The organism is Noviherbaspirillum album, assembly GCF_035916955.1.
In the GTDB taxonomy this organism is placed as follows: Bacteria; Pseudomonadota; Gammaproteobacteria; order Burkholderiales; family Burkholderiaceae_D; genus Noviherbaspirillum; species Noviherbaspirillum album.
Genome location: NZ_JAWIIV010000045.1, coordinates 25519 through 43927 on the forward strand (window position 1 = coordinate 25519; position 18409 = coordinate 43927).

Annotated in this window: 12 protein-coding genes and 1 pseudogene; 5 read left to right on the forward strand and 8 right to left on the reverse strand. The window is 59.4% G+C overall.

Annotation, left to right across the window (positions count from 1 at the left end):
• Positions 1 to 107: 107 nt before the first annotated feature.
• The 4 genes from RY831_RS28925 to RY831_RS28940 form a co-directional block, all read right to left on the reverse strand.
• Positions 108 to 695 (reverse strand): beta/gamma crystallin domain-containing protein, encoded by a 588-nt coding sequence (locus RY831_RS28925; RefSeq protein WP_326509801.1) that lies wholly within the window; start codon positions 693 to 695, stop codon positions 108 to 110.
• A gap of 162 nt (positions 696 to 857) precedes the next feature.
• Entirely contained in the window at positions 858 to 2342 is a 1485-nt protein-coding gene (locus tag RY831_RS28930; RefSeq protein ID WP_326509802.1) for a Do family serine endopeptidase, read from the reverse strand.
• 98 nt (positions 2343 to 2440) lie between these two features.
• Positions 2441 to 3775: an ATP-binding protein gene (locus RY831_RS28935; protein ID WP_326509803.1), complete on the reverse strand. Its 1335-nt coding sequence runs from the start codon at positions 3773 to 3775 to the stop codon at positions 2441 to 2443.
• 23 nt (positions 3776 to 3798) lie between these two features.
• Complete coding sequence (locus RY831_RS28940; protein ID WP_326509804.1) at positions 3799 to 4470, reverse strand: response regulator; 672 nt, start codon at positions 4468 to 4470, stop codon at positions 3799 to 3801.
• Between the two features lie 600 nt (positions 4471 to 5070).
• Between RY831_RS28940 and RY831_RS28945 the strand changes: the two genes are divergently transcribed.
• From RY831_RS28945 to RY831_RS28955, 3 genes are all read left to right on the forward strand, one after another.
• Complete coding sequence (locus RY831_RS28945) at positions 5071 to 5385, forward strand: BON domain-containing protein (RefSeq protein ID WP_326509805.1); 315 nt, start codon at positions 5071 to 5073, stop codon at positions 5383 to 5385.
• A gap of 778 nt (positions 5386 to 6163) precedes the next feature.
• Complete coding sequence (locus tag RY831_RS28950; protein ID WP_326509806.1) at positions 6164 to 7963, forward strand: autotransporter assembly complex protein TamA; 1800 nt, start codon at positions 6164 to 6166, stop codon at positions 7961 to 7963.
• 9 nt (positions 7964 to 7972) lie between these two features.
• Positions 7973 to 11998, forward strand: a complete 4026-nt coding sequence (locus tag RY831_RS28955; protein ID WP_326509807.1) for a translocation/assembly module TamB domain-containing protein — start codon at positions 7973 to 7975, stop codon at positions 11996 to 11998.
• Between the two features lie 316 nt (positions 11999 to 12314).
• Here the strand turns inward: RY831_RS28955 and RY831_RS28960 are convergent, their stop codons facing one another.
• Positions 12315 to 12806: a hypothetical protein gene (locus tag RY831_RS28960; protein ID WP_326509808.1), complete on the reverse strand. Its 492-nt coding sequence runs from the start codon at positions 12804 to 12806 to the stop codon at positions 12315 to 12317.
• A gap of 481 nt (positions 12807 to 13287) precedes the next feature.
• Between RY831_RS28960 and RY831_RS28965 the strand changes: the two genes are divergently transcribed.
• Positions 13288 to 13836 carry a hypothetical protein gene (locus tag RY831_RS28965; RefSeq protein ID WP_326509809.1) on the forward strand — a complete coding sequence of 183 codons (549 nt, stop codon included), beginning with the start codon at positions 13288 to 13290 and terminating at the stop codon, positions 13834 to 13836.
• Between the two features lie 149 nt (positions 13837 to 13985).
• On the opposite strand, the gene RY831_RS28970 is transcribed toward RY831_RS28965, so the two are convergent.
• Both RY831_RS28970 and RY831_RS28975 read right to left on the reverse strand, forming a co-directional pair.
• Positions 13986 to 14501 (reverse strand): MarR family winged helix-turn-helix transcriptional regulator, encoded by a 516-nt coding sequence (locus RY831_RS28970; protein ID WP_326509810.1) that lies wholly within the window; start codon positions 14499 to 14501, stop codon positions 13986 to 13988.
• A gap of 267 nt (positions 14502 to 14768) precedes the next feature.
• Entirely contained in the window at positions 14769 to 15020 is a 252-nt protein-coding gene (locus RY831_RS28975; RefSeq protein ID WP_326509811.1) for a GlsB/YeaQ/YmgE family stress response membrane protein, read from the reverse strand.
• Positions 15021 to 15332: 312 nt separating this feature from the next.
• On the opposite strand from RY831_RS28975, the gene uvrA reads away from it, so the two are divergent.
• Positions 15333 to 17894 carry an excinuclease ABC subunit UvrA gene (uvrA, locus tag RY831_RS28980; protein ID WP_326509812.1) on the forward strand — a complete coding sequence of 854 codons (2562 nt, stop codon included), beginning with the start codon at positions 15333 to 15335 and terminating at the stop codon, positions 17892 to 17894.
• Positions 17895 to 18302: 408 nt separating this feature from the next.
• On the opposite strand, the pseudogene RY831_RS28985 reads toward uvrA, so the two are convergent.
• Positions 18303 to 18409, reverse strand: a pseudogene (locus RY831_RS28985) (ABC transporter ATP-binding protein); the annotation flags it as partial.

Sequence of the window (18409 nt, forward strand, 5' to 3'; positions counted from 1 at the left end):
GACGATGATCGCGAAAACCGCGATTTGCGCAGTACACATCCTTTCCGGCGGCTTGAGTTATCGGCATCTTCGTATAACACGGCAAAATCGGTCCTGGAAACGCTTCCCTAAGTCCTGCAGGACAGTTTCAACGATGAAAAGTCGTCGAAATAGCCCATTTCCTTGCTTAGGTCGGGAATACGCTTACCTGCGTCGAGCAATGCGATCTGCTGACTGAAATCGACATTATCGAAAATCGTCACGACTGCGGTTTTCCCCAGTTCGATGCTTTTGACGCGGTTCTTCCAGTTGATGCCAAACGGTCCAAGCATGTTTGGCATCGACAATGGACCGCTCAAGGTGAGCGCGCCGCCGGTGAAATTCCGATCATCATAAATGCGTGCCCAACATCCGCTTTTTATCACCGGTTGCTCATCCAGTGTTTCGGATGGCATGATCAGATAAGAGGAGGGCATACCTCCACTGGGTGTTTCGGATTGCGGCGCTTGCGGCTTCCCGCCTCGGTTTGCTTCATTGCTCGCCATTCTGCCCGTACCGGATTCGAGGGTGGGTTTGGCGCGCCCCTGCGAAGGGGTGCCAGGGCTTTCGGTGTCCATTGCATGAGCGCCGGTTTCCCATCCGGCACAGAATACCGACGCGATGAGGATCGCCAGTAGCTGAGGCATCCTTTGTTTATGCCGTGGTTCAGGTTGCATGCTGTCTCCTTTCGGAATGACGGGAGGGTTTCGAGTGAAGTTGCGGTCCTGATTGATTGATTCATTCATTGATGCCGCACGGGCGTTGCGCTGGCTGCAGTCCGGTTCATGCCGGCGGCGCAAGGCAAGGGATCTCGTTGCGCGTTCTTACCTGAAGCCCGCCTATCCCAGCGGAACCGGAACAAATATATTCTGGCCGGCACGCTTGATCAGAACAGAGATATTTTTCCTGTCGTCGTCGACGAATTTCTTTACCTGTTCAACCGAGCTGACCGGGTTGCCATTCACCGAGACGATAATGTCTCCAGACTGAATGCCGGCCCGGGCAGCAGGACCTTCGCTCCGCTGGACGATGAGACCACCGCTTACTCCTCTTTCCTTTTGCTCGTCCTGGGTCAGCGGCCTGACGGTCAAGCCGAGTCTGCCTTCGGGAGATGCCTTGCTGCTCTCTGGCGTGCTTTTTTGATCTATCGCGCCTGTCGCCGCCAGTAGCGTGGTGGATATCGCCTGGCGCTTGCCGTTGCGCCAGATTTCGAATTGCGCCTTATCGCCCGGCCTGGCGGTTCCGATCTGCGCAGTCAGGTCGCTCGACCGGTTGATTGGCGTTCCGTTATATTTCAGAATTACGTCACCCGGCTGCAGCCCGGCCTTTTGTGCAGCGCTTTCCGGCGCCACGCTTGACACGAGCGCACCTTGCAGCTTCTCGAGGCCGAACGAGTCCGCCAGCGCCTGGGTCACTTCCTGTACCGTCACGCCGAGTCTTGCGTGGCTGACTTTGCCGGTGGCAACAATCTGCTCCTTGATCTTTAGAGCGACATCGATCGGTATCGCCAAAGCTAGCCCCTGGAAACCGCCGGTACGGCTGTAAAACTGGCTATTGACGCCTACGACGTTGCCATGGGCGTCGAACAACGGTCCTCCGGAGTTGCCGGGACTCAGCGCGACGTCAGTCTGGATAAACGGAACATAACTGTCGCCGGGCAGCGTTCTTCCCTTTGCGCTCACAATGCCCGACGCGGCGCTTTGCTCGAAGCCGAACGGCGATCCGATTGCAAGCACATAGTCGCCGACACCCAGCCGTTCCGGGTTGCCGATATTAACGACCGGCAGGCGGGTCGCCTCAATCTTAAGGACTGCGACGTCTGTCGTCGGATCGTTGCCCAATACCTTGGCCTTGAGTTCTCGCCGGTCGCTCAGCCTCACAGTCACGACTTTCGAATCGCGCACGAGTTGCGCATTGGTGAGAATGAGACCGTCGCTTTCCACGATAAAGCCGGAGCCTTGTCCGCGGACCGACCCGCCGGGGTCGGGAATGCGGCCGGGCGTCCCTGGTATTGCTTGAAAGAACTTGGAGAATGGGTCGTTCTGCCGCCCTTCCTGCATGCGGCTTTCAGCCGCATCGACGCGTGCCTCGGTACTGATACCAACGACAGCCGGACCGAATTGCTCGACGATGGCCCTGTAGTTTGGCGCGGCAATCATTGCAACCGGATCCTTCGGAGAAGTCCTGGATCCCGAGCCGGCATCGTTGGCCTGTTCCGTCTTCTTGCTAAACCATTCGGATGGATTCCAGTCAGCCGCGTTACCTGCGCTTGAAGCAAGAAGACCTGCCCCGATCAGCATGGCAGACAGTGACTTTGAAAGCATGGTATTCCTCTGTCGGTCGATCGGCGATTCCGCCAACGAGCAGCATAGATAAGCTGAATTAAGTGAAAATTAACATTAGCCTTGCAGCGACGGTACGGTCACCGGGTTTCATGAACAATTTGCTGCACAGGCGGCTTAGCGGCACCGCCCTGCGAGTACGTGATCGCGCGAAAGCATACTTTTACCTGCAGACCGCCAAGCGCAGAATCGCCGAATTCGATCGTCGCCCGATGCTGATGCACGATGTTCTTTACAATCGAAAGACCAAGCCCGTTGCCGCTCTGGGCCGTACCCTGACTGCGGTAGAAACGTCTGAACACGCGTTTTCTTTCTTCAGCCGGAATCCCGGGGCCGCTATCGTCCACCGTCAGGCATGCCTTATCCCCGCTAGTTTCCACCTTTGCCTGAACGCTGCCGTTCTCGGGCGTATACCTGACGGCATTATCGAGCAGATTGCGTATCAGAATATATATTTGCCCGGCGTCTCCGCGGACGTCTAGCGTGTCCGGGGCATCCATGCCGATGTCGATATTCCTGTTTTGCGCAAGCACGAACAGCTCCGCGATCACCCGGCGCATCATCTCTGCCAGGTTCACCGATTCCTCCTGATAGGAGTTTTCGCTATATTCGGTGCGCGCCGCCGTCAGGAGTTGTTCGATCAGGCGGCTCGCCCTGTCCACTCCCTCGTTCAAGGTGCAAAGGGCGCTGGCTTTATCTGCTTCGTTCCGGGCGCTCGCCAGCAGATGAAGTTGTAGCTTCAACGCAGTCAGGGGCGACCTCAATTCATGCGCGGCATCCGCTACGAATGCGCGTTGACCGTCGAATGCCTGTTTGAGTTTGGCAAGAAGGCTGTTGAGCGCCTGCACGACCGGGACAATTTCGCTGGGCAAGTCCTTTTCCGACACCGGATCGAGCGAACGCGCGCCCCTGGACGTAACTTCCCTCTCGAGCCGCCTCAACGGCCTCATCGCCTTGCCTACCGTCAGCCAGACCAGTAAGGCCATCAGGGGGGCGAATGCGATCAGAGGCCGCAAGCTATGCAGGGCCGCGCTTGCCGCAAGATCGTGGCGGATCTGATAGGGCTGCGCGACTTGGATGATGCGGTCGCGTCCCCTCATGCTGTAAACACGCCAATGCTGCCCGCCCGCCTGCACGTTTTCGAAACCGATAATGGCCCGGTCCGGAAGAGCAATCCCAGGATGCGACATGTAAAGCACATTCCCCTTGATCGTCCAGATCTGGACCACCACGTCGTTTTTCTCGTCATCGAGGAAATCCGGCTGCCAATCGTCGACGGAGCCCTGATCGCGCAGGGACAGGGCCGTTTGGCGAAGCTGATAATCGATCAGGCGCTTGTTCTGCTCCAGCGTTTCGCGATACGTGAGATAGCCGATTGCCACGGCCGTTGCAATCGCAGCGAGGACCAGAAACACGGATAGCTGCGCTCGGAGTGAATTCAAGCGGTGCATTTTGCCCTTGGTATGAAATATCCGACTCCGCGCACATTCCTGATGAATTCGCTGCCAAGCTTTCGGCGTATGGAATGGATATGCACTTCCAAGGCATTGCTTTCGACTTCATCGCCCCATCCATTGATGCGCTCTTCCAGCTGAGCCTTCGAGAGAATGTTCCCCGGCCGAAGCATCAGAGCTTCGACAATCGCGTATTCTTTACCGGAAAGATGAATCTGTTCATCATCGCGCCAGATCTCCCGGGATGCCGGTGAAAGCGTAATGCCACCGATGGTGATATCGGGTTCAGCCCTGCCGCTACTGCGGCGCATGGCTGACCTGATGCGTGCTCCCAGTTCGTTCATGTCGAACGGCTTTATGACATAGTCGTCGGCACCGGCATCAAGCCCCCGGATGCGGTCGTCTACCGCGTCTCTCGCCGTGACGATGATTACAGGTACGCTGTTCTTCTTCATGCGCAGGTTCCGCAGTATTTCGAGGCCGGACTTGCCTGGCAAGCCGAGGTCCAGAAGAACCACATCAAAATGCTCGGTCGACAGGGCGGTCTCCACCATTTTCCCGTCGCGGACCCAGTCGACAATGTAGTTCTCCCGTATAAGAGCGGTCCGGATGCTATCGCCGATCATGGCGTCATCCTCAACGAGAAAAATCCGCATACTGTTCTCCATGTCGTTACCGGATAGATGTACTTGTCAGCCGCTTCGGGCAAAGCGTTAGAACGAGCCATGCTGTACACCGTTCCGCAATCCGGAAGCTTTGGCGGAATCGCCCAAGGCAGTGTGGCGTACTTCAGGATGACCTGCTTTGCTATCGATTGACCAAGTAGATCATTGCTGAATTTTTCGCTGTCTTGATTAAGCGAATATTAAGAATAAGAGCGAGACTTTTTTCGCAAGCGCTGGACAGAAACCTTATCGGCGGCCCGTTGCATCGTGCGCAACGGCTTTACTTCTTCCAGTTGGAAAACTGCCGCTGCCGAACATTTCAATGGATAAACAGATTCGGTCCGATGTAATTTACATGTTTTTGTAAAATTTATAAGCGTCAAAGGCGCTTGCAGCCGACCGCAGCTGAATGCCGACGTGCTATTTTCTTCAGTGAGACGACCAGGGGAATGAATCGGCATGTTACCGCTGCAGGTTTGGATGGTACGAAAAGTGCAACGCCGTGTCGGCCGATAACAAGAAACAAGACGCTGGATGCGTACCAAAAGCTTCGTGTATCCAAACCACTCACCATTTTTAAAGGACACCGACATGTACATGCTCAAACCGCTCATTGCATTGCTGCTGGCCATGCTGATGGCCGCCTGTGCACCTAGCCAGACTTCGCGTTCCACCGGACAAACACTCGACGATGCGGCCATTACAGCGCGTGTCAAGACGGAAGTCGCCAAAGCATCGGGGATTACCGATGCCGCAATGATCAATGTGGATACCTATCGCGGCGTCGTTTCGCTTGCGGGCTTTGTCGATTCCGAACAGCAAAGAAATACTGCGGCAAAGGCGGCAATGGAAGTGCCTGGAGTTAGCAGAGTCGTCAACAACCTGCAGCTCAAGAAACGGCCTTGACCGGTCCGGCGCGCCGGCAATAGGGATTAGATGCCGAATGGGAAGGCAGCGCAAAGGAATCAGCCACTTCCGTCGGCGCAATGAATCGTCGCTCCGGGCCAGGCGCCCATGCCTTCCAAATGTTCTGGACGACTTCAACCTCCATGGCTAGCTCGGGTATGCGCTGGCCGTGTTCGATGCAGCTGTCGTCCGTACTAGGCCTCCAACCGAGCTGGCAGGCATTCGTTCAATAATGGGCAGTACCATGCGCAGCTGCAGCCGTTTCAATCCGCGTGCAGCGAATTTTGCATGTACCTCATTGTATTGCACGCTACGCATGTTGCATGCTATTCCACGGTGCTGCGCGTACCGCGTCCGGCTGCCCGCATGCGGCCACCCGCCTCTGCTCGAATTCGGCATTTGCAATCCACGGTGACGCTGTTCAAGCCGAAACAGCTATCTTTATACTCATCGCCGAGGTGCCTGTTTTCGATACAGATGATAATAATGCGCCGGACAATTGCCGCACGCGCGTACTTTTCCGGGACCTCGTGCCAAGCGTGGGCCGTCAAATGAGCGCACCGAACCGGATAACGCAGGCGGCCAGCCATCCCGCGTGTCCTGAACGGCGGCAGGCCTTTAACTTCATTGCTTTTGGAATTTCTCAAACGATGCTTGCAAATTCACTAAACACAACGAGCACTGTCGTGGTCCTATTGGGATGACGTCCATCATTCTCGAACAATCAGGGCTCCATCACGTTTCGCGCATCGATGGCAGCCTACAATATCAGAGGAACATGTCGAATCTCCCTACCTGGCAATCAACCGCCTTCATGATCGCCAAGCCAGCGATTCTGGCGGCATGCGCAGCCTGCATCGCACTGCCCGCGGCTGCCGCACCGACCTATCGCGTGGAACTGGAGGCACCGCGGCCATTGGAGGGCTTGCTGCGTGAGTTTCTGGAGTTGTTTCGCTTTCGCGAGCGTGATGATATCAACGAGGCGCAGCTCAACTTCATGGTTGCCACGACCCCGGACCAGGTCGAACGTCTCGCGGCAACCGAAGGCTACTTTTCCCCTGTGACCCGTGTCAGCGTCAAGGACGATGGCGGGACGCAGGTTGTTCATGTCTCGGTCGACCCCGGCCCGCGGACGACAGTATCGGATCTGAATATCGATGTGACGGGAGCAGCGCCCGAGCGCTCTCCTGAGCAAGTGGATGCGTTGCGGAATGCATGGCCCTTGCGTCCGAGCGACCCGTTTCGCCAGGAAGAATGGGCGGATGCCAAGCAGGCGGGCCTGCAAATCCTGCAGCAGGATCGCTACGCCGCCGCCCGCATCACCCGCTCGGAGGCCCGCATTATTGCGGACAAGCAGCAAGCCGAACTGGACATAAGCTATGACAGCGGTCCCGTCTTCACGCTGGGAAATACGGAAGTCGAGGGCAACGAACGATATCCGGAAAGCATTATCCGCAATGTCAATCCGCTTCAACCAGGCGAGGAATACCGGACGGAGCGATTGCTGGAATTCCAGAGGCAAATCCTGCGGACGCCCTACTTCAGCAATGCCGTCGTCAACATCGACAACGATCCGGCCCGCGCAAATCTGGCCCCGGTCCGGGTGCGCGTTACCGAATTCCCGACACAGCAGATTCGCGGCGGCGTCGGCTATACCACCGATACGGGAGCCCATCTCGACGGCCTCTATTCGCATTACAACCTGTTCGGGCGCGCCTGGGTGCTGAATGCGCAGGCGCGGATCGAGCAGCGCAGGCAGCTTGGTTCGCTGGAACTTGCCTTGCCGCCCAGGCCGGGGGCATGGGTGGACAGCGCGCTGGCGTCGGCCGAGCGCACTACCCTTGAGGGCGTGGATCTGCGTACCCGTCGCGTGGGTGTGCGCCGTTCGCGCAATACCGACAAGCGCGATACCGCATACAGCATCGACTACTACCGCGATCAACTCAGGCAGATCGACGGTGCGCCAGTACCGGCCGACGTCGTGGTCCAGCCCGGCAACCACCAGGCGCTCGTCGCTGGCATCGGCAAGACCAGGCGCGACGTTGACAACGCGCTCAATCCACGCAAGGGCCGCATCGTTTCCTGGCAGGCCGGTGCAGCGGTGAAGGGATTGCTCACCGACCAGACCTTCATCCGTCTCTATGCCAGAGGGCGCGAATTCATTCCCATCGGAAAGCGCGATCTCGTCATCCTGCGCGCCGAAGTCGGCGCCGTCATCACCAAGGGCGGCAATGCCGCCATCCCCGCTTCCTTGCTGTTCCGTGCGGGCGGCACCGAGTCGGTGCGGGGGTATGGCTACCAGAGCATCGGCAACGTGCGCAACGGCACCGTCTATCCGACCCGGTACGTGGCGACGGGCGGGGTCGAGTATGTCCATTGGTTGAGCGAGCAATGGGGCGGCGCCGTGTTCTATGACGTCGGCATGGCCAGCGACCGCTGGAGCGACCGCTCCTTTTTCCACGGGGTAGGTATCGGCGCCCGTTGGCGCAGCCCGGTCGGGCGGGTCAACGTGGACCTCGCGTACGGCATCCAGGAAAACCGCCTGCGCCCGCATCTGTCGCTCGGCGTCGCCTTCTGACCTCCAACCATGAGCATCCAAGACACGTCATCGACGGCAAATCCTCCTTCCGCCAACCAGCAAAAGCCAGCACCTTCCCCCGGACGCGCGCGCCGCATCTTCACCTGGATAGTGGCGATCCTGGCCCTGCTGGCCGTGCTGCTTGCCGCGACGGCCTTCGTGCTGCTGCGCACCGAATGGGGTGCCCGCACGCTGTGGGAGAACGCCGGGCGGTTCGTGCCGGGCGAACTCAGCGGCGAATTCCAGGGAGGCACGCTGTCGGATGGCTTGCGGCTGCGCAATGTCGCTTATCGAGACGAAAGCAAGCAGATAAAAATCGATCGCGTCGACGCCGCATGGCGCTTTAGCTGGTCGCCGGCCGGGCTGCACATCCGCTCCTTGGAGATCGGTACGGTGGACGCGACGCTGGCGCCCTCTCCTCCCGATACGGAACCCACGAAACTCCCTGCCCGGATCGCCTTGCCGGTCAGGCTCGAACTCGAACAGGCAGCGATACAGCAAGTGCTGCTGCACCAGGGAGGCACGGACAGCCGCTATGCGGATATCCGCCTCAGCGCCAGTTCCGACAAGGTGCACCATCAGTTGCGGCTGCGGAATGCCGTCACGCCCTACGGCACGGCAAAAGGCGAATTCCAGCTGACCGGGGAACAGCCGTTTCCGATCAAGGGTACGGCAAGCCTTGCTACCCAATACCGTGACCAGCCGGTGACAGTCAACACCAATCTCGATGGCAGCCTGCAGGACCTCGCGGTCAGGCTGACTGCCAACGGCGCGGGGCTTGACGGCAATGCCGACATTCAGGCAACCCCGTTTGCCGATGTGCCGCTGCGGCAGGCGCAGGTTCGCATCCGGGGTTTCGACCCGCGCGCGCTGAATCCGGAATGGCCGCAGGCGAAGATTGATGTCGACGCCGCGCTAAAGCCAGCGGCGGATAGCGGCAATCAATCCGGACTCGTGGTGGCGGGGCCGGTCGAGGTAAGGAATTCCGAAGCGGGACCGATCGATGCAGCGCGCGTGCCACTCAAGTCCCTGCGCGCCGACGTCCGGTTGGACGCCGAACGGCAAAGGCTGGAGCGTTTCCAGGCCAGCCTGTCCGGCGATGCCACGCTGGAGGGCAGCGGCGAACTGCGCAGCGGCGGCAACGGCGAATTCGCATTCCGCGCTTCGGGACTGGATCTGCATGCCTTGCACGGCGCCCTCGTCACCACGGCGATGTCCGGGCCCATCGATATCGGGCTCAAGGACGAAACCCAGACAGTCCGGCTCGACCTCGTCGGGCCCAAGCTGTCGGCACGCGCCGACGCGACGCTCGATCCGGGTACTGTCACGCTTCACTCCGCACGGCTGGGCACCGGTCCGGCCGCGCTGGCGATCAAGGGCAGCCTGGCCCGCAGCGAGCCCTCGACGTTCTCGTTCACCGGCTCGCTCAGCAAGTTCGATCCGGCTCTGGTGCTGGCCAATGTCCGGCCTGCGCAGATCGACGCGAAGACCCGCGCCCGGGTAGCGGAAATCGATGCCAACATCAATATGCAGTTCAAGGCCGACGGCCGCCTGTCGCCGGAACCGGCGGCCAAGGTCAGCTTCGATGTACAGGATAGCCGCTACGCAGGCCTGCCCCTCACCGGCGGCGGACTGGTGCAATTCGAGGGCAAGCGTATCCTGCCCAGCGATGCACGGATATCGATCGCGGGCAATGACGTCAGCCTCAAAGGCAGTTTCGGGCAGCCATCGGACCGGCTTGCCTTCAATGCCGATGCGCCGCATCTCGGACGGCTGGGCTATGGCTTGTCGGGGTCGCTGCGCGCCAGCGGCGAGTTGGGCGGCACAATCGAGAATCCCCGTGTCGACGCCCGCTATCACGCCGAGGGTTTGACTGCCGGAGCGCACAGGCTGGCCCTGCTGGACGGCAGCGCGAAGGTCAACGGGCTTCCCGGATCGGCGCCGGATGCCGGCATCGTGCTCGACCTTACGGCGCGTGACCTGCGCAGCGGCGAACTCCGTCTCGACAGTATCAATGCCGCCGTCAATGGCCGCTATACGCAGCACACGGCGCGGCTGGAGGCTGACGGCCGCATGCGCGGAGCGCGGCTCGACATGACATTGGCGGCGCAGGGAAATCTTCAGCGGGGGAATCAGGGTTACCTGTGGGACGGCACGGTCCGTACCATGGAAAACCGCGGACTGCCCGCGCTCCTGCTCGAGTCGCCGGTGACACTCAGCGTCGCGCCAGGCCGCGTTACGGTCGGTGCCGCCCGCCTGACGTTCGCCCAGGCCCGCATCGACCTGCAGGGCCTCGATTACGCCAATGGCCGCCTGCGCAGCGAAGGCGGTTTTTCCGCGCTGGACGTGGGACGCGTGCTCGCGCTGCAGCAGCAGATTACCGGCAACAAGCCGCCTCTGCAGACCAATCTTGTTCTTGACGGCAGCTGGGATCTCGCCCTGGCAGATACGGCCAGCGGCTATCTGCGAATCGAGCGGCGCAGCGGCGACATCAACCTGCCAGGGCCGGTTGCCGGCCGCACGCTGGGACTGGAAGCACTGTCCTTGCGCGCCGACCTGCAGGGACAGAAAGTCGCCCTGACGACGCAAGCCAGGGCGCGCCGGATCGGTTCGCTGGAAGGCAATGGCACGATCGCACTGCAGCAGCAGGACGGAAGCTGGACCGTGGCACCCGACGCCGCGGTCGAAGGCCGTGTCACCGCATCGATTCCGAAGCTGTCGGATATCGCCGCGTTGGCCGGCCCGCGGATCGCGCTCAACGGCCAGGTCGGCTTCGATATCGGCATCAAGGGGTCGCTGGCCGAGCCTCGATTGTCGGGCACCATCAACGGCGATCAGCTGGCGTTGAACTTGTATGAGCAGGGCGTGAGCCTGAGTGACGGTATCGCACGCATCGTGGTGGACGACAATGTGATCGACCTGAAGCAGGTGCTATTCCGCGGCGGCGACGGCACGCTGACCATGACCGGGCGCATTCCCCTTTTCGATGAAAGCCAGGGCCTGCAAGCCAACATTACCGCCGACAAGCTGCAGCTGCTGGCCAGCCCATCGGGCCAGCTGACCCTCTCGGGGCAAGCCACTGCAGCACGGCTCAACGAGCAGATGCAGGTTACCGGCAAATTTATCGTCGACCGCGCATTGTTCAGCCTCCCGGAAAAATCCGCTCCCAAGCTTGATGGAGACGTCGTCGTGATTCGCGGCGACGAGCCCCCGCCGGAAAAACCCGTGGCCGGGGAAGCGCCGAAGGCCAGTCCTTATGCGCCCCGCATCGATGTGACTGTCGGTTTGGGCGACAACTTCCGTTTCGCCGGCGCGGGAGCCGACCTTCGTCTGGTGGGAACGGTGCGGGTAGTCGGCGAGCCGAGCGAGTCGCCGCAGGCATTTGGAACGGTGCGTATCGTCGAGGGAACCTACGAGGCGTTCGGCACCGAGCTTGAAGTCGAGCAGGGCATCATCACTTTCCAGGGGCCGCTCGCCAATCCCAACCTCAACATTCTCGCCATGCGGCGCAATCAGGAGGTCGCCGCCGGGGTGCAGGTCACCGGCACCGTCTCGCAACCCCGGGTGCAGCTGGTATCCGAACCCAACGTTGCAGAGGAAGAAAAGCTTTCCTGGCTCATCTTCGGCCGCAGCGGCGGGAGCGGTGCGCAAGGCCAGGCCCAGAGTGCCGCGAAAGGTGCCGCACTCGGCCTGCTCAACAAGTTCGGCGGAGCGCGCATCGCCAAGGGCTTCGGACTGGACGAATTTTCCATTGGCGCCAGCGAGTCGGGTCTCGGCTCCGATCAGGTCGTCAATCTGGGGAAGGAACTCACCGATCGCCTGTTCATCGGCTATGAACAAAGCCTATCGGGTGCGGAGAGCGTGCTCAAGCTTACTTACGAATTGACTAGATACTGGCAGATCGTGCTGCGCGGCGGCACGGTGGCGGGACTCAACCTGTTCTACAACCGGCGTTTCGATTCGCTTGGCGAGAGAAGATCGGTGCCGTCGGCCGCCAGCGGGAAGTCGACGGAAGAAAGTCGTTTGAAACCTTAGAGCGTTTTCATCCTGAGCTGCCTGCCGATCCCGCAAAGATTGCCGCCGGTACTGCGTTGTGACTCCTTGCCATGGCTTGGCCATGTCGCGTCGTCACGCCCTGTTCCAGCGGCAATCTGCCTCGGCCTCGGCTAGGCCGGTCAGGGCGAAAACGCTCTAGCGGCGCGAATTATGAATTTCTTGATCAGATGATGAACGAGAATCGCGTCGATACGGCGTCAACAATGCGCTCAAGGCCTCGGCCTTGCTGCGCCTGTTTCCCTGTCTCGACGCGATTCCGTCAAATTTGCCTTCAACAAATTTCCAACTCACCCCGCTAGGAGTTTTGGCACTCGATCTGCATGGAATCGATCGAATCCACCGGACCAAGGTCGGCACGCAAGTCCTGGACTATCTGGTTTGGCTCAAGCACCACGGACAGGCCCGTATAGGCGTGTCCCGCATAGACCTTGGCAGTTGCATTGGGGCCGACGCTGATTCCGTCGGCGCGTCCGGCCCAGTTCTTACCCGATGCAGTCTCCAGCGCCGGCATATATTTGCCGCCGACGATCGTCAGGTACTCGCGGCCTTTCGGCTTGTCGACATTATCCATCAGTTGCACCCAGCAGCCATTGTTCAGTAATGGATCGGGCTGTGAAGCTGGATAGACCAGCGTGCCTGAAACCGCTGCGGACCCGCCCGCAGCGCCGGAGTTCGCGCCCGACGCCCCGCTGCCCTGCGCCCACCCCGGCACGGACACAAGGGATAGTGCGAGTGCGGCCAATGAAGCAGGCAACGAGAAGCGTCGGTGTTTGAATGACTTGCTCATGACATCCTCCTAGATCAATGAACGGTTCAGGAAAATTTTGCCGGGGTCCTGTGCAGGCAGGACCTTGCATGTATCGCGAGTACGGCAAGTAATGCGATTGCGGCCGGCATCGGGTTTCAACCAAGCTGCACGGTAAGAGCATACGAATGCTCCGTTAAATGAAAATTAAGGCGTTTGCGCGTCTGAAGATATTGCTGCCTGCCGTAGGGGGCTGATCGAGCCCAGGGCAACAGGGCAACGCGCGCGGAGCATCATTACCGTTTAACTTTCGCTTAATTCGGTCTCTATACACTCATACACTCGTTCTTGTCATCAAACGGTTGTAACGCGGATTCCTGTCTTGCAGCAAAACATTGCCTGCCTCCGTGCAAGAAGACAGGGAGTGATGGATGAAGCGAGGACCGATGCAGGGCCCCGCCCCGACTTCGCCGCGCAAATCACATGTCCAATTCGATACGAACCTGAAAAGCCGGAGAAATCCATGTTTCAGTCCCCACACAGGCATGCGGTTGTCTTTAACGCGATGGCAGCCTATCTTGCCCTCGCATTCGCGGGACAACCGCTAAGTGCGCAGGCCCGGACAGGCGCCCGCGTGGAACCTTCCAGTGCGCAATCCGAGAGAACCAGCCTCCACGTTTCCCAAAAGACGTCTCCCGATCCTGTCGATACGGCGATCAACACCACGGTGGCCGATATCGCGCGTAACCCGCGAGGATATGAAGGACGAAACGTTGCGGTCAACAGCAAGGTGGAAGAAATCTATTCGCCCTGGTCCATTCGGTTGGACGAGCAACAGCTTTTTGCCGGAGGAATAGACAACGACATTCTCGTGGTTTCCAATGAGCCTCTGGCATTGTTGGGTTTTGATCGCGCATGGCGCGACCGGACAGTGAAAGTCACAGGGACGGTGCGTATCCTGCAAGCGGAGGACTTCAGGCACGAGGCATCCCGGGATTCAGGAACCGGACTGGCCGAACGATACACGGGCAAGCCCGCCATTATTGCTGCATCGATCGTGCTCATCGAATAAGCACGACATCGGTGCGGACAAAGCCTATAGTTCCGACAAGTCGCGGTGGCCGGCTGAGCGGAAATCCGTTGTTTCAGCATGCCGCAACCAAACTTCGGCTCCTTATTGGAATACATGGCCATGCAAAAGCCTTTACCGCACGCTGCAAGTCAAAGTGTAAACGGAAGCGGCATTAGCGCGGTGCTGTAGTCCTGGTCGTCGATGGTAAGCAGCAACGCGTGCAGTCCCTTGACAAGATGTAGCAACTGATCATCGTTGAGCTTCGCAAGTGCATCGGGAAGCAAGCCTTTTTGGTGAACAGGAGCGCACTCCAACACCGTCTTGCCGTGTTTGGTCAGCACCAGCTTGGTAGCGCGGAGATCATCGGGATCGCGCAGCTTGTCGATGCACGCCTTTTTGACCAGGCCATCCACCAGGTTGCTTGCGGTCGCCTGTTGGATGGCGAGCCGCTCCGCGACGTCCCTTATTCTCAAGCCGGGCCGTTCATGCACTTCCTGCAGCACCCACAACTGAGCACCCGATACCCCGCAATGCTGTTCGATCAGGGAGGAATGGCGCTGTGCCGCACGTATGATCACGCGCAGCATCTGGAGTGCCTCCATTGCAGTAGGAACGGGGATTCCGGGTTCATCGCCGTTCCGGTCGATGAATTTCTTTGTTTGCATGTCAGTTCCCGCCACGCTGGAAATCGCAGCTCAATATCCGCACCCGGCAAATGCAAACCTTACATGCTCCACAACGACGCCACGCTCAATGGGCAGTCCCTCCTTGCGTAGCATGTATTAGACGCCGCCGCCGAATATCGGCCATGCCTTCAGCCAAGCCGATAAGGAGTCGAATGCACTTCTATTGATACATAATCCGGCGCAGCGAAAACGCCGAACGCGCTTGAGGATCAGTCCGCGCGGATGCGGATCGACAGCGAGCAAGAATCAGTACGATTTTCGACGGAACATTCTATACACGACGAGCAGGATGATCGCTCCGATCAGAGCTGCGAAGAAACCTGCGGATTGCCCAATCTGATACCAGCCGAGCGATCTTCCAAGAAACGTTGCAAGCAAAGAGCCGGCGATTCCGATGAGAGTCGTGACGATGAAGCCGCCCGGGTCCTTGCCTGGAGTGAGGGCCCGAGCAAGCAAACCTACAATAAAGCCGATAAGAATTGTCGAAATCAGTCCCATCTATTGCTCCTGTGAAAAATGCATGAGATAGCGTTCAAGTACAGGAATGGACAGAGCAAAATCCAGGCCAAATTAGAACGCTCCCAGACATGCGCTAATTGTGGCGCGGGAGGACCATCGCTGAATGGCGGACGTCGGGCTTAAGCGGAGCGCCGGTCTGTATAAAGTGCAATGCCGCACACTTTGTCATGTTTACTCCTGCGTAACCGTCCGGCAGCCTTCGGAAGGTACCGGTATAGCCAAGAACTAATTCACGGCTTCAACAGTCCCATTTTCATTGTCAGCTTTACATCAGCATCAGGATTAACTTGCATGCGCAAAAAGGATAGTCAGATTGAAGTTACGCCTGCCGGAAGTGAAATATCCGGCCATGTTCGCGTGCGGGGAGCGCGCGAGCACAATCTCAAGAACATCGATCTGGACATTCCCAGAAATTCGCTCGTGGTCTTCACCGGCATATCGGGATCGGGCAAGTCCTCGCTGGCATTCGGAACTCTCTATGCCGAGGCCCAGAGACGCTATCTCGAATCCGTATCCCCTTACGCCCGCCGTCTCTTTCACCAGATGCCCGTCCCGGAAGTGGACAGCATTGACGGATTGCCCCCGGCGATTGCGCTGCAGCAGCAGCGCGGCGCTCCAACCACGAGGTCCTCGGTGGGCAGCGTCACCACCCTGTCGAACTCGCTGCGTATGCTGTACTCGCGCGCCGGCGACTATCCCCGGCAGCAAGCGCTTCTCTACGCCGAATCGTTTTCGCCCAATACGCCGGAAGGGGCCTGCCCCACCTGCCATGGGCTTGGGCGGGTTTATGAGGTGACGGAACGCTCGATGGTGCCGGACGATTCGCTGACCATACGCGAACGCGCGGTTGCGGCATGGCCGACCGCCTGGCATGGACAGAACCTGCGCGATATCCTGACCACGCTGGGATTCGACATCGATCGTCCCTGGCGCGAACTCTCAAAGAAGGATCGCGACTGGATATTGTTTACCGATGAACAGCCTGTCGTGCCGGTGTATGCGGGATTCAGCCTGGAGGAAGTGCGGCGCGCCCTGAAGCGCAAGGATACGCCGAGCTACCAGGGAACGTTCACCGGCGCCAGGAAGTATGTGCTCGACACCTTTGCCAACACGGAAAGCCCGGCAAGGAAGAAACGGGTGTCGCAATACATGGTGGGCACCGAGTGTTCCTTGTGCAAGGGAAAACGGCTCCGGCCCGAATCGCTCTCCGTGAAGTTTGCCGGCTATGACATCGCCGAATTCTCCAGGATCCCGCTCAAGAACCTGGTGGCGATACTCGGCGCCTATGCGGAAGGAAGAAACGCTGGCCGGGAAAAGATGGCTGCAATGAACCCGGAAAAGGCCATCGTGACCCAGCGTATTGCCGCGGACCTTGTCGCGCGACTGTCGGTCCTTCTCGCAATGGGGCTTGGCTACCTGAACCTGGAAAGGAGCACGCCGACCCTGTCTCCCGGCGAATTGCAGCGGCTGCGGCTGGCGACTCAGGTCCATTCCAATCTGTTCGGAGTGGTGTATGTGCTGGACGAGCCCTCGGCAGGACTTCATCCGGCGGATACGCAGGCATTGCTCGAAGCGCTCGGCCGCTTGAAGCAGGCGGGGAATTCCCTGTTCGTCGTCGAACATGCGCTAGGGGTTATCCGCCAGGCCGACTGGATCGTCGATGTCGGCCCGGAGGCGGGCGAACATGGCGGCCGGCTCCTGTACAGCGGACCTCCGGCGGGCTTGGCGAAAGTCAGTGAATCGCATACGCGGCGATATCTGTTCGCGGACGGCGCCCCTGATCCGCGCAGCGTCCGTGCTCCAAAAGGCTGGCTGCGCATGTCCGGGGTAACCCGCAACAACCTTGAGAAACTCGATGTCGCGTTTCCCCTGGGCGTGCTAACCAGCGTGAGCGGCGTGTCCGGCTCCGGAAAATCCAGTCTGGTCAGCCAGGTGCTGGTCGACCTGGTTGCGGGGCAACTGGGGCACGAGCCTGCGTCCGAATCCGTGGACGGCGACGCCTTGGAGGATGCGCTTCCCGTCACGTTGGACGGCCGGATAACGGAAGGAATGGAAGAGATCAAACGGCTTGTCACGGTCGACCAAAAGCCAATCGGAAGGACGCCGCGCTCCAATCTCGCCACCTACACCGGTCTGTTCGATCATGTCCGGAAATTGTTTGCTTCCACTCGCGCCGCGCGCGCGCGGCACTATGACGCAGGCAGATTTTCCTTCAACGTGGCTAAGGGCCGCTGCGAGAATTGCGAAGGCGAAGGTTTCGTCATGGTCGAACTGCTTTTCCTGCCCAGCGTGTATGCGCCCTGCCCGACCTGTCATGGAACGCGTTTCAATGCCAAAACGCTGGAGATCAAATACCGTGACAAGAGCATCGCAGACATTCTGGCCATGACGGTGGACGCCGCGCATGAATTTTTCACGGACGAACCGGCTATACAGCGCCCCTTGAACACCTTGCGTGAAGTCGGCTTAGGCTATTTGCGCCTTGGTCAGCCGGCAACCGAACTGTCGGGCGGAGAAGCGCAGCGCATCAAGCTGGCAACTGAACTGCAGCGTGCCTCGCGCGGAAAGACGCTTTATGTCCTCGATGAACCTACGACAGGCTTGCATCCGGCGGATGTCGACAGGCTGATCCTGCAGCTCGACCGCCTGGTCGAGTCGGGCAACACGGTCATTGTCGTGGAACACGACATGCGTGTGCTGGCGGCGAGCGACTGGGTCATTGACATCGGGCCGGGTGCGGGCGATGAAGGTGGCCGCGTCGTGGCTGCAGGTCCGCCTGAAAAAATCGCGGCATCGAAGCAAAGCCGGACCGGACCGTTCCTGAAAAAGGCACTTGCGCGGAGTCCCGCGTGAATTTGAGGTTTGGCAAAAAATGGGGCCGTCGATACCCGGCACGTGACGAGCATCCACGCCGAGCTGTGGCAGTGAGACCTCGAAGTTTCCCGATTCCCTGTTCGGCGAAAAAATTTTCAATCGCGCGAACAAATACTGCGATAGAGCCTTGTTAATTTTCTGATTGTAAATGTACAATCCGAGCGTGGTACCGTATTCAGAGGAGGGCTCAACTTGCGACAGCGCGAGTTCAGCCCTTTTCGTTTTTGTGGGCAATCCTCGTCAGGGAAAGCCCTTTCGTTTGGCTGGCATGAACAACCGGTTCGAGAGCCCTGCCAATCACACCGGCAAACCTTGCCGTTGAAGTATCCGAACTGCCTGCGACACCTTGAGCAATCCGGATTCAGCAGCGTAGAGCACGTCGGATTCTCACACTTCCAGCCATTCCTTGCGGATGGCCGCATTCGCGCGCAGCTCGTCGGGCGTGCCTTCGAACACGATCGCGCCGTGACCCATCACGTACACCCGCTGCGAGA

Coding starts and splice junctions, on each gene's coding strand:
- RY831_RS28975 (WP_326509811.1), bottom strand. CDS start 15,020: ATGGGACTGATTTCGACAATTCTTATCGGCTTTATTGTAGGTTTGCTT.
- RY831_RS28930 (WP_326509802.1), bottom strand. CDS start 2,342: ATGCTTTCAAAGTCACTGTCTGCCATGCTGATCGGGGCAGGTCTTCTT.
- RY831_RS28945 (WP_326509805.1), top strand. CDS start 5,071: ATGTACATGCTCAAACCGCTCATTGCATTGCTGCTGGCCATGCTGATG.
- RY831_RS28950 (WP_326509806.1), top strand. CDS start 6,164: ATGTCGAATCTCCCTACCTGGCAATCAACCGCCTTCATGATCGCCAAG.
- RY831_RS28970 (WP_326509810.1), bottom strand. CDS start 14,501: ATGCAAACAAAGAAATTCATCGACCGGAACGGCGATGAACCCGGAATC.
- RY831_RS28955 (WP_326509807.1), top strand. CDS start 7,973: ATGAGCATCCAAGACACGTCATCGACGGCAAATCCTCCTTCCGCCAAC.
- RY831_RS28960 (WP_326509808.1), bottom strand. CDS start 12,806: ATGAGCAAGTCATTCAAACACCGACGCTTCTCGTTGCCTGCTTCATTG.
- RY831_RS28940 (WP_326509804.1), bottom strand. CDS start 4,470: ATGCGGATTTTTCTCGTTGAGGATGACGCCATGATCGGCGATAGCATC.
- uvrA (WP_326509812.1), top strand. CDS start 15,333: ATGCGCAAAAAGGATAGTCAGATTGAAGTTACGCCTGCCGGAAGTGAA.
- RY831_RS28965 (WP_326509809.1), top strand. CDS start 13,288: ATGTTTCAGTCCCCACACAGGCATGCGGTTGTCTTTAACGCGATGGCA.
- RY831_RS28925 (WP_326509801.1), bottom strand. CDS start 695: ATGCAACCTGAACCACGGCATAAACAAAGGATGCCTCAGCTACTGGCG.